Here is a 13,616-nt window from a genome sequence, read left to right as displayed (position 1 = left end):
AACTTACAGCTCAGGTGTAGATCATCTTGCGGGTCATGCCGCCATCGACCACGAATTCCTGGCCGGTGACGAACCCTGCCTGGCGCGACAGCAACCATGCCACCAAGGCCGCCACGTCCTCCACCGTCCCTACCCTGCCCGCCGGATGCTGGGCATGGTCGGCCTCAGTCAGGGGCTCGGCTCGACGCTGCGACGGGTCACGGGCATCGATCCAGCCGGGGCTGACGGCATTGACACGGATCTCCGGCCCCAGGCTCATCGCCAGGGCGTGGGTCAGTGCCATCAGCCCGCCTTTACTTGCCGCATAGGCTTCCGTATCCGGCTCGGACTGCCGGGCACGGGTAGAGGTCAGGTTGACGATGGCACCGCCATGGGCGCGCAGGTACGGTGCGCAATGCTTGGCCAGCAGCATCGGACCATTGAGGTTGACCGCCAGCACACGGTTCCACTGGCTGAGCGACAGGCTTTCCAGCGTCTGGTTGTGCGGATTGGCGATGGCCGCATTGCTCACCAGCGCATCCAGCCGGCCGAACTGCCCGAGCACTTCGGACACCCCGGCACTGACCTGGGCTTCGTCGGCAACATCCATGCTGACGAACCAGGCATTGTCGCCCAGCGCCTTGGCCACCCGGGCGCCACGCTGGCGGTCCAGGTCACTGAGGACGACTTGCCAACCTTCGCAGATCAGCCAGGCGGCGATGCCCAGGCCGATGCCGCGCGCGGCACCGGTAACCAGGGCCACCCGGCCGTTATGGCCAGGCTCGCCACCCTTCCAGTCGATCACAGCGCCGCCAGACCGCGGGCAAGATCGGCTTGCAGGTCAGCCACATCTTCCAGGCCGACGGCGACGCGGATCAGGCTGTCACGGATGCCCGCCGCTTCACGCTCCTGCGCCGACAAGCGGCCGTGGGAGGTGGTGGCCGGGTGGGCGATGGTGGTCTTGCTGTCGCCCAGGTTGGTGGTGATCGAGATCACCCGAGTAGCATCGATGAAGCGCCAGGCGCCCTCTTTGCCACCTTTGACCTCGAAGCTGACCACCGCGCCGAAACCGCTCATCTGGCGCTTGGCCAGCTCATGCTGCGGATGGCTCGGCAGCCCGGCGTAGTGCACCTTCTCCACACCGTCCTGCTGTTCGAGCCACTCGGCCAGGCGCTGGGCGCTCTCGCAATGGGCACGCATGCGCAGCTTGAGCGTCTCCAGGCCCTTGGTGAAGATCCAGGCATTGAACGGGCTGAGGGTCGGGCCGGCGGTGCGCAGGAAGCCCACCACTTCTTTCATCTGTTCGCTGCGCCCAGCGACCACGCCACCCATGCAACGGCCCTGGCCGTCGATGAACTTGGTGGCCGAATGGAACACGATGTCGGCGCCAAGCTTGAGCGGCTGCTGCAAGGCCGGGGTGCTGAAGCAGTTGTCCACCACCAGCATGGCACCACGGGCATGGGCAATCTCGGCCAGCGCGGTGATGTCCACCAGCTCGGCCAGCGGGTTGGACGGCGACTCGACGATCAACAGCTTGGTGTTGGCCTTGATGGCCTGCTCCCAACCGTTCAGATCGACCAGCGGCACATAGTCCACCTGCACGCCGAAGCGCTTGAAGTACTTTTCGAACAGGCTGATGGTCGAGCCGAACACGCTCTGCGACACCAGCACGTGGTCGCCGGCACTGCACAGCGACATCACCACGGCGAGGATCGCCGCCATGCCGGTGGAAGTACCCACGGCCTGCTCGGCACCTTCCATTGCCGCCAGGCGCTCTTCGAAGGCGCGCACGGACGGGTTGGTGTAGCGCGAATAGACGTTGCCCGGCGTCTCGCCGGCGAAACGCGCGGCGGCGTCGGCGGCCGTGCGGAAGACATAGCTGGAGGTCAGGAACAGCGCTTCGCTGTGCTCGCCCTCCGGTGTGCGGTGCTGACCGGCGCGGACCGCCAGGGTGTCGAAACCGACACCCTCGAGGTCACTGTCCAGTCGCCCGGCATCCCATTGATCCGTCATGCCGTCGCTCCCAAAGTCAGTTGTTGTACAGGTCGATGATCGCGCTGACTGCCTGGGTCTTCACCTTGGCCAGGTCGTTACGGGCCTGCTCGATGCGCTCGAGGTAGGCATCGTCGATGTCGCCGGTGACATACTCACCGTTGAACACCGCGCAATCGAAGTGCTCGATCTTGATCTTGCCGCCACCGACCGATTCGATCAGGTCCGGCAGGTCCTGGTAAATCAGCCAGTCGGCGCCGATCAACTCGGCCACCTGTTCGGTGGTGCGGTTGTGGGCGATCAGTTCGTGAGCGCTCGGCATGTCGATGCCGTAGACGTTGGGGTAGCGCACCGCGGGGGCCGCGGAGCAGAAGTAGACGTTCTTGGCGCCGGCTTCACGGGCCATCTGGATGATCTGCTTGCAGGTGGTGCCGCGCACGATCGAGTCGTCCACCAGCATCACGTTCTTGCCGCGGAATTCCAGCTCGATGGCGTTGAGCTTCTGGCGCACCGATTTCTTGCGCGCAGCCTGGCCGGGCATGATGAAGGTACGGCCGATGTAGCGGTTCTTGACGAAGCCTTCGCGGAACTTCACGCCCAGGTGGTTGGCCAGCTCCAGCGCGGCGGTGCGGCTGGTGTCCGGGATCGGGATGACTACGTCGATGTCATGGTCCGGGCGCTCGCGCTGGATCTTCTCGGCCAGTTTCTCGCCCATGCGCAGGCGCGCCTTGTACACCGAGACGCCGTCGATGATCGAGTCCGGGCGGGCCAGGTAGACGTGCTCGAAGATGCACGGCTGCAGCTTGGGGTTGTTCGCGCACTGCTGGGTGAACAGCTGGCCTTCTTCGGTGATGTACACCGCTTCGCCTGGTGCCAGGTCACGGATCAGGGTAAAGCCGAGCACGTCGAGCGCGACGCTTTCCGAGGCGATCATGTACTCGACGCCTTCGTCGGTGTGACGCTGGCCGAACACCACCGGACGGATGCCGTTGGGGTCACGGAAGCCGACGATGCCGTAGCCGGTGATCATCGCCACCACCGCGTAACCGCCGACGCAGCGGCTGTGCACGTGGGAGACCGCGGCGAACACGTCTTCCTGGGTAGGCTGCAGCTTGCCGCGCACCGCCAGTTCATGGGCGAACACGTTCAGCAGCACTTCGGAGTCGGAGTTGGTGTTGACGTGGCGCAGGTCGGACTCGTAGATCTCCTTGGCCAGCTGCTCGACGTTGGTCAGGTTGCCGTTGTGCGCCAGGGTGATGCCGTACGGCGAGTTGACATAGAACGGCTGGGCCTCGGCCGAGGTGGAGCTGCCGGCGGTCGGGTAACGCACGTGGCCGATACCGATGGTGCCAACCAGGCGCTGCATGTGGCGCTGCTGGAAGACGTCGCGCACCAGGCCATTATCCTTGCGCAGGAACAACCGGCCGTCATGGCTGGTCACGATACCGGCAGCGTCCTGGCCGCGGTGCTGGAGGACCGTAAGCGCGTCATACAGCGCCTGATTGACGTTCGACTTACCGACGATACCGACGATGCCACACATGCGACGCAACCCCTACTTTGATGAAACTTGAGTGAATAGCGCTCAGGGCTTTGCAGGCCCGAGCAGCTGTTCCTTGAACGGAAGGTCAACGGGTGCGCTGACCCCACTGGACATCCACTGGCCGGTGAACCCGAGAATCAGGTTTTTCGACCAGTCGGCTACCAATAGAAATTGTGGTATCAGGCGAGATTCCTGCCACCACGGATCCTGTTGTACCGGCCCCAGGCTGAGCAGCCCGACAGCCACCACCACCAGCAAGGCCCCGCGCGCGGCGCCGAACGCCGTGCCGAGGAAGCGATCGGTACCGGACAGCCCGGTCACGCGGATCAGCTCGCCGATGAGGAAGTTGAGCATTGCCCCCACCAGCAAGGTGGCGACGAAAAGAATGGCGCAGCCGGCGATGGTGCGCATCGAGGGCGTCTGGATGTAGCTTTCGAGATAGACCGAGAGCGAGCCACCGAACATCCAGGCCAGCGCCCCGGCGACAATCCAGATGACCAGAGACAAGGCTTCCTTGACGAAGCCGCGCTTGAGACTGATCAGTGAGGAAACGGCGATGATCGCGATGATCGCCCAATCAACCCAGGTAAATGCCACGGTGCTGCCTGCCGACGTTTGAGGCGGCGCATTTTACCAGAGCGGAGGGCTTGGGGTAAGCGGAATGTCAGGTGTTTGAAGGGCTGCAGGCTGACTCCAGGGACAGCTTTGCACCTTGCAGTTCGGGCCGTAGCGCCTGCCGAGGCCCTATCGCCGGCAAGCCGGCTCCCACAGGGATCACATGACCTTCAGGACTAATGCCATACCTGTGGGAGCTGGCTTGCCAGCGATAAGGCCAGCACAGGCAACAGCAGACAGTTGCTCCCACAGGGATTGCACAACCCTCAAAACCCGTGGGAGCGGCGGTGCGCCGCTGCGACCTGCCCTGCGATGACTTCAGCCGCGCTCGGGCTGGAAGCGCACCAGAATCCCCTTGAGATTCTGCTGGCGATTGATCACGTCACGCACGCGCTCGGCCTCGGCGCGCTCGATCAACGGCCCCACATACACCCGGTTCATGCCACCGGCCGAACGGATGTAGGCGTTGTAGCCCTGGCTACGCAGGGTGTTTTGCAGTTTTTCGGCACCGGCGCGGTTGGACAGGCTGGCCAGCTGGATCGACCAGCTTACCGGCAGACCGTTGACGTCGATCTTGCCTGGCACGGCCGGCTTGCTCGCCGCCGCAGTGACTGCCGGGGCAGGTGCGGGCGCTGGTGCTGGGCGGGCTTCAACCTTTGGCGTCGGCACCGGCGTCTGCGGCTTGGGCGCAACAGCCACCTGGGCCTGAGGCACTGGCGCGATGGGCTGGCTTGGCGTGGTTACTGGCGCCGTCGATTCATCGATCACCACCGGCGCTGGATCAACCTGCTCCGGCAATGGTTGCGGCTCCGGCACCGCTACCGGCTCGACCTGCACCTGAGGCAGGCTCGGCATGGCAGGCGCCTGGGGCGCCTCGACGCGCACCTGGCGCATCTCGTCCTCGCGGGTGAACAGCATCGGCAAGAAGATCACCGCCAGCGCCACCAGTACCAGCGCACCGACCATGCGCTGCTTCATCCCTTTATCCAGCACTGCCATCTACTCCATCCTCTGGGGCCTGCCGTTCAAGCCAGGCCAGGGCCTCGCCGACGCAGAAAAACGAACCGAACAGCAGGATCTGGTCATCCGCCGTCGCCTGGGCGCACTGCCCTTCCAGGGCAGCATCGACGCTGGGGTGAGACTTCACTGTCGCACCGAGGTTCGTCAAGGCCTTGGCCAGTTCCTCAGCCGGGCGGCTGCGCGGCGTATCCAGCGGCGCCACTGCCCAATGCCCGACCAGCCCCTGCAAAGGCTCGATCACACCCTGCAGATCCTTGTCGGCCAACAGCCCGAAAACAGCCAGGCGTCGACCTTTCGGCGGACGGGCCGCCAGGCGACGCGCCAAATACTCGGCCGCATGCGGGTTGTGCCCCACATCCAGCAGCAACTCAACGCGCTTGCCCTTGAATACCAGCGAGCGCCGATCCAGCCGACCGGTGATACGGGTGTCCAGCAGCGCCTGCTTCACCAGTGCCTCATCCCACGGCAGGTCCATCAGCGCAAAAGCCTGCAGGGCTAGCGCTGCGTTCTCCATGGGCAGGTCGAGCAACGGCAGGTCGCGCAATTCAAGCTGCGTTCCGTCGGCCTTGCTGCCGCGCCAATGCCAGTGGTTGTCGGTACTGGCCAGGTCGAAGTCGCGCCCGCGCAGGAACAACGGGCAAGCCAGCTCGCTCGCCTTGTCCAACAAGGGTTGCGGCGGGTCCAGGTCACCGCACAGGGCCGGTTTGCCCTGGCGGAAGATCCCGGCCTTCTCGAAGGCCACCAATTCGCGGGTGTCCCCCAGGTAGTCGACATGATCGACACCGATGCTGGTGACCAGCGAAATGTCGGCATCCACCACATTGACCGTATCCAGCCGGCCGCCCAGGCCCACCTCGAGCACCACGGCATCCAGTTGCGACTGGCTGAACAGCCAGAACGCCGCCAGGGTACCCATCTCGAAATAGGTCAGCGAGGTAGCGCCGCGCGCCGCCTCGACGGCGACAAAGGCTTCGCACAGCTGCTCATCGCTGGCTTCGACGCCATCGATGAGCACGCGCTCGTTGTAACGCAACAGGTGCGGCGAGCTGTAGACCCCGACCTTGAGCCCCTGGGCGCGCAGCAGCGAGGCCACGAAAGCACAGGTGGAGCCTTTGCCGTTGGTGCCGGTGACCGTCACCACGCGAGGCGCCAGCTTGCCCAACTGCAGGCGCGCCAGCACCTGCCGGGAACGCTCCAGGCCCATGTCGATGGCCGTAGGGTGCAACTGTTCGAGGTAGGCGAGCCACTCGCCCAGGTTGCGCTGGCTCATCACGCTACCGCAGCCGCCTCACGGGCTTCTGCCGGGGTAGCCTGGCCGGTCATCTGGGCCAGCAGGCGGGCCAGGCGCGGACGCAGCTCGTCACGGGAGATGATCAGGTCGATGGCGCCGTGCTCCAGCAGGAACTCGCTGCGCTGGAAGCCTTCTGGCAGTTTCTCGCGCACGGTCTGCTCGATGACCCGCGGGCCGGCGAAGCCGATCAGTGCCTTGGGCTCGCCGACGATCACGTCACCGAGCATTGCCAGGCTGGCGGAAACGCCGCCATAGACCGGGTCGGTCAGCACCGAGATGAACGGGATGCCTTCTTCACGCAGGCGCGCCAGCACCGCCGAGGTTTTGGCCATCTGCATCAGCGAGATCAGCGCTTCCTGCATGCGCGCACCACCGGAGGCGGAGAAGCACACCATCGGGCAGCGGTTCTCCAGGGCGTAGTTGGCAGCGCGCACGAAGCGTTCGCCGACGATGGCACCCATCGAACCACCCATGAAGGAGAATTCGAAGGCGCTGACCACGATCGGCATGCCCATCAGGGTGCCGCTCATGGAGATCAGTGCGTCTTTCTCGCCGGTCTGCTTCTGGGCAGCGGTCAGGCGGTCCTTGTACTTCTTGCCGTCACGGAACTTCAGACGGTCGACCGGCTCCAGGTCGGCACCCAGTTCGGCACGGCCGTCCTGGTCGAGGAAGATGTCGATGCGCGCACGTGCGCCGATGCGCATGTGGTGGTTGCACTTGGGGCAGACATCGAGGGTCTTTTCCAGCTCCGGACGGTAAAGCACGGCCTCGCAGGACGGGCACTTGTGCCACAGCCCTTCGGGCACCGAGCTCTTCTTCACCTCGGAACGCATGATCGAAGGGATCAGTTTGTCTACCAACCAGTTGCTCATGCTTTCTTTCTCCAGTAATGGCGGGCGGGAGGCGTTGCCTGCCCCACCCTGCCCTTGAGCTCAAATTCTGCTTTGAAACGACGATGGGCCGGCCATGACTGCGCCATGTACCGCCCCACCTCCAATAATTACGCCGATGGCCTGAGCCGCTGCCTTGCAGGCGCGGCCTGGCAGCATCGGGCTGCGAAACCTATGGACGATGGCGCGCGGCCAGCCGTCACATCCGCCATCACGCCTGGCGCACTGCCTGCATGAAGGCCTCGATCTTCACGGCATCCTTGATGCCCTTGGCCTGCTCCACGCCACCACTGACATCCACCGCGTACGGGCGCACCTGGCGGATGGCCTGGGCGACATTGTCGGCCGACAGGCCGCCAGCCAGGATGATCGGTTTGCTCAGGTGTTGCGGTATCAAAGACCAGTCGAACGCTTCGCCGGTTCCCCCCGGGATGCCGGGCACATAAGCGTCCAGCAGGATGCCGCGGGCGCCGGCGTAGAGCTTGCAGGCCGCCTCGAGGTCATCGCCGGGGCGTACACGCAGGGCTTTGATCCAGGGGCGATGGTAACCCTCGCAGTCAGCCGGGCTTTCATCGCCGTGGAACTGTAGCAGGTCCAGTTGAACGACTTCGAGGATCTCGTTCAGCTCGCAACGCGAGGCATTGACGAACAGGCCCACGGTCGTCACGAAGGGCGGCAAGGCCTCGACGATCGCCCGGGCCTTGCGCACGTCCACGGCCCGCGGGCTTTTTTCATAGAACACCAGGCCGATGGCATCGGCGCCGGCCTCGACAGCGGCGAGGGCGTCCTCGATGCGGGTAATCCCGCAGATCTTGCTGCGAACCTTGCTCATGGACAGCGAACCTTGAGTGATCGATGAAAGCGCCGATGGTAGCAAATGACCTTTGCTCCGTCAGTCCGACAACGCCTCGAAACCGGTGAGAAAGTGTGGGCCGATGTAACGCTGCGGCAGCTCGTACTCGGGCGGGTACTCGACCTTCACCAGGTACAACCCATAAGGGTGCGCGGTCACCCCCGCCGCGCGGCGATCACGCCCCTCGAGCACCTCGCGGGCCCATTCCACCGGGCGCTCGCCGGTTCCGATGGCCATCAGCATGCCGGCGATGTTGCGCACCATGTGATGGAGGAAGGCGGTGGCACGCACATCGATCACGATCATCTGGCCATGGCGGGTAACGCGCAGGTGATGGATGTGCTTGACCGGCGACTTGGCCTGGCACTGGCTGGCGCGGAAGGCGCTGAAGTCATGGGTGCCGAGCAGGTACTGCGCGGCTTCGGCCATGCGCGTGACATCCAGCGGCCGATGGTTCCAGGTCACTTCCTCGGCGAGGTGGGCCGGACGGATCGGGTCGTTGTAGATGACATAGCGGTAGCGCCGCGCATTGGCTTTGAAGCGGGCATGGAAATCCGCAGGCATCGGCCTGGACCAGACCACGCTGATGTCGTGGGGCAGGTTGAAGTTGGTGCCCAGGGTCCAGGCGCGCTCATCGCGCACGGCCTGGGTATCGAAATGCACGATCTGCCCGCAGCCATGCACCCCGGCGTCGGTGCGCCCGGCACAGATCACGCTGATCGGTTCGTTGGCCACCTTCGACAGCGCCTGCTCGAGTGCTTGCTGGACGCTGGGCACACCACTGGCCTGGCGCTGCCAGCCGCGGTAGCGCGAACCTTTGTATTCCACGCCCAGGGCGATGCGGGTGAAACCTTCGGCCGCTGATTCGGCGGCGGCGTTGTCGATGATGTCCAAGAACGTGAAACCTGATGATGAAACGAAAAGGCGGGCAGTATAGCGGCAAACCGCATGATGGCCGAAACGATCGCGGGGCAAGCCCGCCCCCACGCGCCCCTCATTGCAGGGCTGTCGTGGGAGCGGGCTTGCCCCGCGATCGTTTCAGCGATCAGACCAGGCGCGAGAGCATCTCGTTGGCTTCCTGGCGCTGGTTCTCATCGCCATCCTTGGCCACTTCGTCGAGGATGTCGCGAGCGCCGTCATGGTCACCCATGTCGATGTAGGCACGCGCCAGGTCCAGCTTGGTGGCCACTTCGTCGGTACCGGAGAAGAAGTCGAAGTCCAGGTCATCCAGCGGTTCCGGCTCCTGGGCGGCGTCTTCGGCGGTGAAGCTTGGCGCATTGTCTGGCGCATCGAGGCTTTGCGACAGTTTGTCGAGCTCGGCGTTGACGTCGTCCAGTTCGGAAGCAAATTTCTGCGCCGCCGGCGAGTCGTCATCCAGCGACAGCGACAGGTCGAAGTCGTCCGGCAGCTCCAGCTCGGAAATCGGGTCGAACTCGGGCATGGCTTCGAAGGCCGCCAACTCGGCCGCCACATCCACTGCCGGCTCCTCGCTGCTGGCCGAGGTCTCTGGCTCACCCACATCAAGGTCGAAATCGGCGAGATCATCGAGGGCCTGCGGCTGCTCCGGGGCCTGAGCCTGGGCTTGGGCCAACAGGGCTTCAAAATCATCGTCGGCATCGGTTTCGCTGACGGCAGGCGCAGCATCGGCCTGTGGCAGCGCAGCAGCCGACACCGCCTCTTCCAGTGCAGTCAGATCGAGAGGGTCTTCTTCCGGCAGGTCATCACCCAGGCTCAAGTCGAAGGCACTGTCCAGATCGTCTTCAGCAACCGGGGCCGGTTCAGGCTCAGGCTCCGGGAAGGCCTCGGCAACGGCTTCGGGCTCCACTGCCGGCTCAGGCTCGGCTTCGACGGCAGCCGGCGCCGGGTCCTGCAACAGCTCCTGGACGTATTGTTCGTCCAGCTCGGCAGCCAGGGCTGCGGCACCAGCCGCCACCGCCGCGACGCCGAGCATCGCCGGGAAGCGCTCCTTGAGCGAGGCGACTTCGGCCTGATTCTGCTCGCCTGGCGCCAGCTTGCGCTCCTGGCCAGCAAAGGCATCCTGGTCACCCTGACGGGCATACACTTCCATCAGCTTCAGGCGCAGGTCACTGCGCTGCGGCTCGGAAGCGACGGCGGCTTCGAGCAGGTCGGCGGCATGGTTCAGGCGACCACGGGCCAGGCTCTCATCAACCTCGGCGAACAGCGCGGCGCGCGGGTCCACTGCGGGGGCGGCAGGCGCTGGCGCAGGCGCAGGTATCTCGGCAGCCGTTGCCGCCGCCGCCGAGGCGGCGACTACTGCAGGCGACAGGGTGACGCTGGGCGCCGAGACGTCCAGGCCGGCGAAGCTGTCCGGCGGCAGGTCCAGGTCCGGGGCACGCTCACCCTCTTCAGACAGGGCGCGAGCCATGCGCAGGTGTTTTTCAGCTTCCTGCTGGGCTTTGCGCTTGCGCGCCAAAAGCAGCAGCAACAGCAACAGGGCGAGGAACGCCGAGCCGGCGATCAGCCCCAGCAGCAGCGGGTTGCCCATCAGTTCATCGAGCGCGCCCTGCTCTTGGGCAGCAGGTGCTTCGCTGGTGGCCGGCGTGGTTGGCGGCGCGGTATCGACCGCAGCAGGCGCTGGCGCCACCACAGGTTCAGCGGGCGTCAACTGGGCGTTGAGGGCTGGCTGCGCCGGTGCAGGTTCACTTGGCTGTGCCTGCGGTGCCGCGCCTTGAGCTTCAAGGCGCGCCAACTGGTCGTTTTTCAGTTCGATCAGCCGCTGCAGCTTGTCCAGCTGGCTCTGCAGATCGGCCATGCGGCTTTTGAGCTCGTCGTTGTCACGACGGCTGGTATCCAGGCTTTCCTGGGCCACGGCAAGCTTGTCGTTCAGCGCCTTGGCCTGGCCAGCGGCGCCCTTGCCGCCGGGGGCCACCAGGCGCAGGTTGTCGCCCTGGGCGATACGCGCCGGAGCCTCGCCGGCCTGGCCACGGCGGGTGGCGTCCAGCTGGCGGGCGCGCGGCCCCAGGCGTCGGCCTTCACGCCAGGCGGCGTACTGCTCGGCCACTTCACGGTTGGCTTCGCCCTGGGCAATGCTCTGTACCTGCTGCTGATCAGGCAGGCGCAGCACCTGCCCGGTCTTGAGCTGGTTGATGTTGTTGCCGATGAACGCATCCGGGTTCAACGCCTGGATCGCCAGCATGGTCTGCTGGACCGAGCCGCCCTGGGTATTGCGCGCGGCAATCTGCCACAGCGTGTCACGGCGTTTGGTGGTGTAGCTGCCGGAGCTTTGCGCTGGGTTGATGTTGGCCTGGGACGGCTGGCTGCCCTGGGCCTTGGCCTGGTCGAGCAGCACGTTGTAGTCGCGCAGCAGACGCCCCTGCGGCCACATCACCTGGACCAGGAACTTGACCACCGGCTCCGGCAAGGCCTTGCTGGAGGTGACGCGCAGCACGCTGCGGCCATTGGGGTTGATCACGGGGGTGAAGGTCAGGTCTTCGAGGTAGGTCGGGTATGCCACCCCGGCCTTGGCGAACTCCTCCGGCGACGCCAGGCTTGGCGCCATCTCGGTTGCGGTGAGGTCGCGCACGTCGAGCAGCTCGATCTCGGCATCCAGTGGCTGGTTCTGTGCCGACTTCAGGGTCAGCTCCCCCAACCCCAAGGCATTCGCCACGCCGGACGACAGCGCCGAGGCTGCCGCGATGGCCAGTACCAGTTTGCGAATTCGAAGCATGAACTCTTCCCTTGTAAGAACCGTCCCAAAAACCCTGTTGTGGTGCAGGACAAAATTGCTGGTCAGTATCTTTTACGCCATGTGTTTAATCAACAATTGCGCCACCTGCACGGCGTTGAGTGCCGCGCCTTTGCGCACATTGTCGGTGGTCAGCCAGAGGTTGAGCTGTTCATCCTCATCTATCCCGTGACGTACACGACCAACATAGACCACGTCCTGGCCCACTGCGTCACCTACCGGCGTCGGATAATCGCCTGGTTCGACCAGTTCGATGCTCTCGGCCGCTTCGAGTGCGGTGTTCACAGCGCCCAGATCGACCGGGCGACGGCTCTGCACCGCCACACTGAAGCTATCGCCGAAAAACACCGGGACTTGAATGCAGGACACGGAAATCTTCAATTGCGGCAGGCCCAGCAGTTGGCGCAGCTCGCTGACCAGGCGCCGCTCCACGGCGGTGTGGCCCTGCTCGTCGGGTGCGCCGACCTGCGGCAACAGGTTGAAGGCCACCTGGCGGTCGAAGAAGCGCGGCTCCAGCGGGCGGGCGTTGAGCAGCTCGGCGGTTTGCCGGGCCAGCTCGCTGACCGCCTCCTTGCCTTGGGCCGAAACGGCCAGGCAAGCGTTGACCTGAACGCGCTCGATGTCGAGCAAGCCCTTGAGGGGCGCCAGCGCCACGGCCAGTGCCACCGCGCCTGCGCAGGGGCTGGTGATGAGGGCTGGCTGCGGCAAGTCGGCGATGCGCTCGGCGTTGGCTTCCGGCACCAGCGCAACGGCCCCGTCCAGCACGCCAGACAGGTCGATCACGGTGCAGCCGGCTTGCTGGGCTTTAGGTGCGAAGCTACGGCTGACGGCGGGGCTGGCGGCGAAGAACACCAGTTTCACTTGCTTGAAGTCGAAGCTGTCCACTTCACGGACTTTGAGCTTCTTGCCGGCGAACATGACGCTGCTGCCCGCCGATTCCATGCTGGCCAGCAGGTGCAGGGTGGCCACCGGGAAGGACAGTTCCTCGAGGATCTGCACGAGGGTTTCACCGACTGCGCCGGTGGCGCCTACTACGGCGATATCTACAGGGGTGGTCATGGCTCGGGTTCCTTCTTTGTTCAGCGGGTACGGCGGGGAGCGGCACTTTACTTGGATTGTGGGGTGGGAGATAGGTTTGGCTTTGAGAGTGTGGGTTTTGATAGATGTATGCGCATTCGTTGGCGATGGCGACGCTTAGTCACCTTTCCGCCCTTACGGCGGCCTACTTTTTTCTTGGAAAAAGTAGGCAAAACCGCTTGCTCCCATCATACGGCCCCTACGCTGCGCTTCGGGGTCCCCTCGCTCCGGTGCCTTCCGGGCCCGCGCGGCCTACGACTCGCTGCGCAAGTCTACATCTCGCGCCTTCGGCTTACGCCGAAGGGTGCTGCGCACCAGGGCCCTACAGTCACCTCCACTCGGCCTCCTGAAGTCGCAATTTGTGTTGCCTGAACTATTGCGCGCTTAGAAGCAAAAGCAAAAACAGATCAAGAGCAGATCAAGAGCAGTAATGCGGCTATCTAGGTTTGGCTGTTGTTTCTGTGTTGTTTGTTCGGGCCCTATCGCCGGCAAGCCGGCTCCCACAGGTACAGCGCAAGGCTGAAAGTTCGCACTAACCTGTGAGAGCTGGCTTGCCAGCGATTGCAATCCTGAGTTCCCACCCAATCCAACTAGCGACAGCTAACGCCAGCCCAGGCGCCGCCCCTAACTTCGCGACTTCAGGAGGCTGA

The 13,616-nt window shown here is 64.7% G+C and carries 11 protein-coding genes; all 11 read right to left on the bottom strand.

The features are described 5' to 3' along the window. Positions 1-10: 10 nt before the first annotated feature. A complete protein-coding gene (locus ACO6VM_RS23170; protein ID WP_125857920.1) occupies positions 11-784 on the bottom strand; it encodes an SDR family oxidoreductase in 774 nt (257 codons plus the stop codon). After that, the gene (locus ACO6VM_RS23165; RefSeq protein WP_422403857.1) at positions 781-1,992 is read right to left on the bottom strand and encodes an O-succinylhomoserine sulfhydrylase; all 1,212 of its coding nucleotides are present in this window, start codon (positions 1,990-1,992) and stop codon (positions 781-783) included. Before ACO6VM_RS23165 ends, ACO6VM_RS23170 begins: the two co-directional genes overlap by 4 nt. Before the next feature lie 16 nt (positions 1,993-2,008). After that, positions 2,009-3,514 carry an amidophosphoribosyltransferase gene (purF, locus tag ACO6VM_RS23160; protein WP_401056791.1) on the bottom strand — a complete coding sequence of 502 codons (1,506 nt, stop codon included), beginning with the start codon at positions 3,512-3,514 and terminating at the stop codon, positions 2,009-2,011. Positions 3,515-3,556: 42 nt separating this feature from the next. Next, positions 3,557-4,111, bottom strand: coding sequence for a CvpA family protein (locus ACO6VM_RS23155; RefSeq protein ID WP_125463266.1), 555 nt, complete (start codon positions 4,109-4,111; stop codon positions 3,557-3,559). A gap of 336 nt (positions 4,112-4,447) precedes the next feature. After that, a complete protein-coding gene (locus ACO6VM_RS23150; protein ID WP_401056790.1) occupies positions 4,448-5,128 on the bottom strand; it encodes an SPOR domain-containing protein in 681 nt (226 codons plus the stop codon). Further along, positions 5,112-6,419 (bottom strand): bifunctional tetrahydrofolate synthase/dihydrofolate synthase, encoded by a 1,308-nt coding sequence (gene folC / locus ACO6VM_RS23145; RefSeq protein ID WP_422403856.1) that lies wholly within the window; start codon positions 6,417-6,419, stop codon positions 5,112-5,114. The genes ACO6VM_RS23150 and folC overlap by 17 nt, the downstream gene beginning before the upstream one ends. Next, the gene (gene accD, locus ACO6VM_RS23140; RefSeq protein WP_110995840.1) at positions 6,419-7,312 is read right to left on the bottom strand and encodes an acetyl-CoA carboxylase, carboxyltransferase subunit beta; all 894 of its coding nucleotides are present in this window, start codon (positions 7,310-7,312) and stop codon (positions 6,419-6,421) included. Before accD ends, folC begins: the two co-directional genes overlap by 1 nt. Before the next feature lie 229 nt (positions 7,313-7,541). Further along, a complete protein-coding gene (locus tag ACO6VM_RS23135) occupies positions 7,542-8,162 on the bottom strand; it encodes a phosphoribosylanthranilate isomerase (RefSeq protein WP_401056788.1) in 621 nt (206 codons plus the stop codon). Between the two features lie 60 nt (positions 8,163-8,222). Further along, complete coding sequence (gene truA / locus ACO6VM_RS23130) at positions 8,223-9,077, bottom strand: tRNA pseudouridine(38-40) synthase TruA (RefSeq protein WP_401056787.1); 855 nt, start codon at positions 9,075-9,077, stop codon at positions 8,223-8,225. Positions 9,078-9,228: 151 nt separating this feature from the next. After that, a complete protein-coding gene (locus ACO6VM_RS23125) occupies positions 9,229-11,871 on the bottom strand; it encodes a FimV/HubP family polar landmark protein (protein WP_401056786.1) in 2,643 nt (880 codons plus the stop codon). A gap of 72 nt (positions 11,872-11,943) precedes the next feature. After that, a complete protein-coding gene (locus ACO6VM_RS23120; RefSeq protein WP_422403855.1) occupies positions 11,944-12,948 on the bottom strand; it encodes an aspartate-semialdehyde dehydrogenase in 1,005 nt (334 codons plus the stop codon). Positions 12,949-13,616: the final 668 nt, after the last annotated feature.

Source organism: Pseudomonas sp. GZD-209, from assembly GCF_049310485.1.
GTDB lineage: Bacteria > Pseudomonadota > Gammaproteobacteria > Pseudomonadales > Pseudomonadaceae > Aquipseudomonas > Aquipseudomonas sichuanensis.
Note: the sequence above shows the minus strand (reverse complement) of the source record. Positions and strands in the feature narration are given on the sequence as shown.

Bases quoted from the DNA above. Each gene is read 5' to 3' on its own strand.
- ACO6VM_RS23125 (WP_401056786.1), bottom strand. From the start codon at position 11,871: ATGCTTCGAATTCGCAAACTGGTACTGGCCATCGCGGCAGCCTCGGCG.
- ACO6VM_RS23120 (WP_422403855.1), bottom strand. From the start codon at position 12,948: ATGACCACCCCTGTAGATATCGCCGTAGTAGGCGCCACCGGCGCAGTC.
- ACO6VM_RS23165 (WP_422403857.1), bottom strand. From the start codon at position 1,992: ATGACGGATCAATGGGATGCCGGGCGACTGGACAGTGACCTCGAGGGT.
- ACO6VM_RS23135 (WP_401056788.1), bottom strand. From the start codon at position 8,162: ATGAGCAAGGTTCGCAGCAAGATCTGCGGGATTACCCGCATCGAGGAC.
- folC (WP_422403856.1), bottom strand. From the start codon at position 6,419: ATGAGCCAGCGCAACCTGGGCGAGTGGCTCGCCTACCTCGAACAGTTG.
- purF (WP_401056791.1), bottom strand. From the start codon at position 3,514: ATGTGTGGCATCGTCGGTATCGTCGGTAAGTCGAACGTCAATCAGGCG.
- ACO6VM_RS23150 (WP_401056790.1), bottom strand. From the start codon at position 5,128: ATGGCAGTGCTGGATAAAGGGATGAAGCAGCGCATGGTCGGTGCGCTG.
- accD (WP_110995840.1), bottom strand. From the start codon at position 7,312: ATGAGCAACTGGTTGGTAGACAAACTGATCCCTTCGATCATGCGTTCC.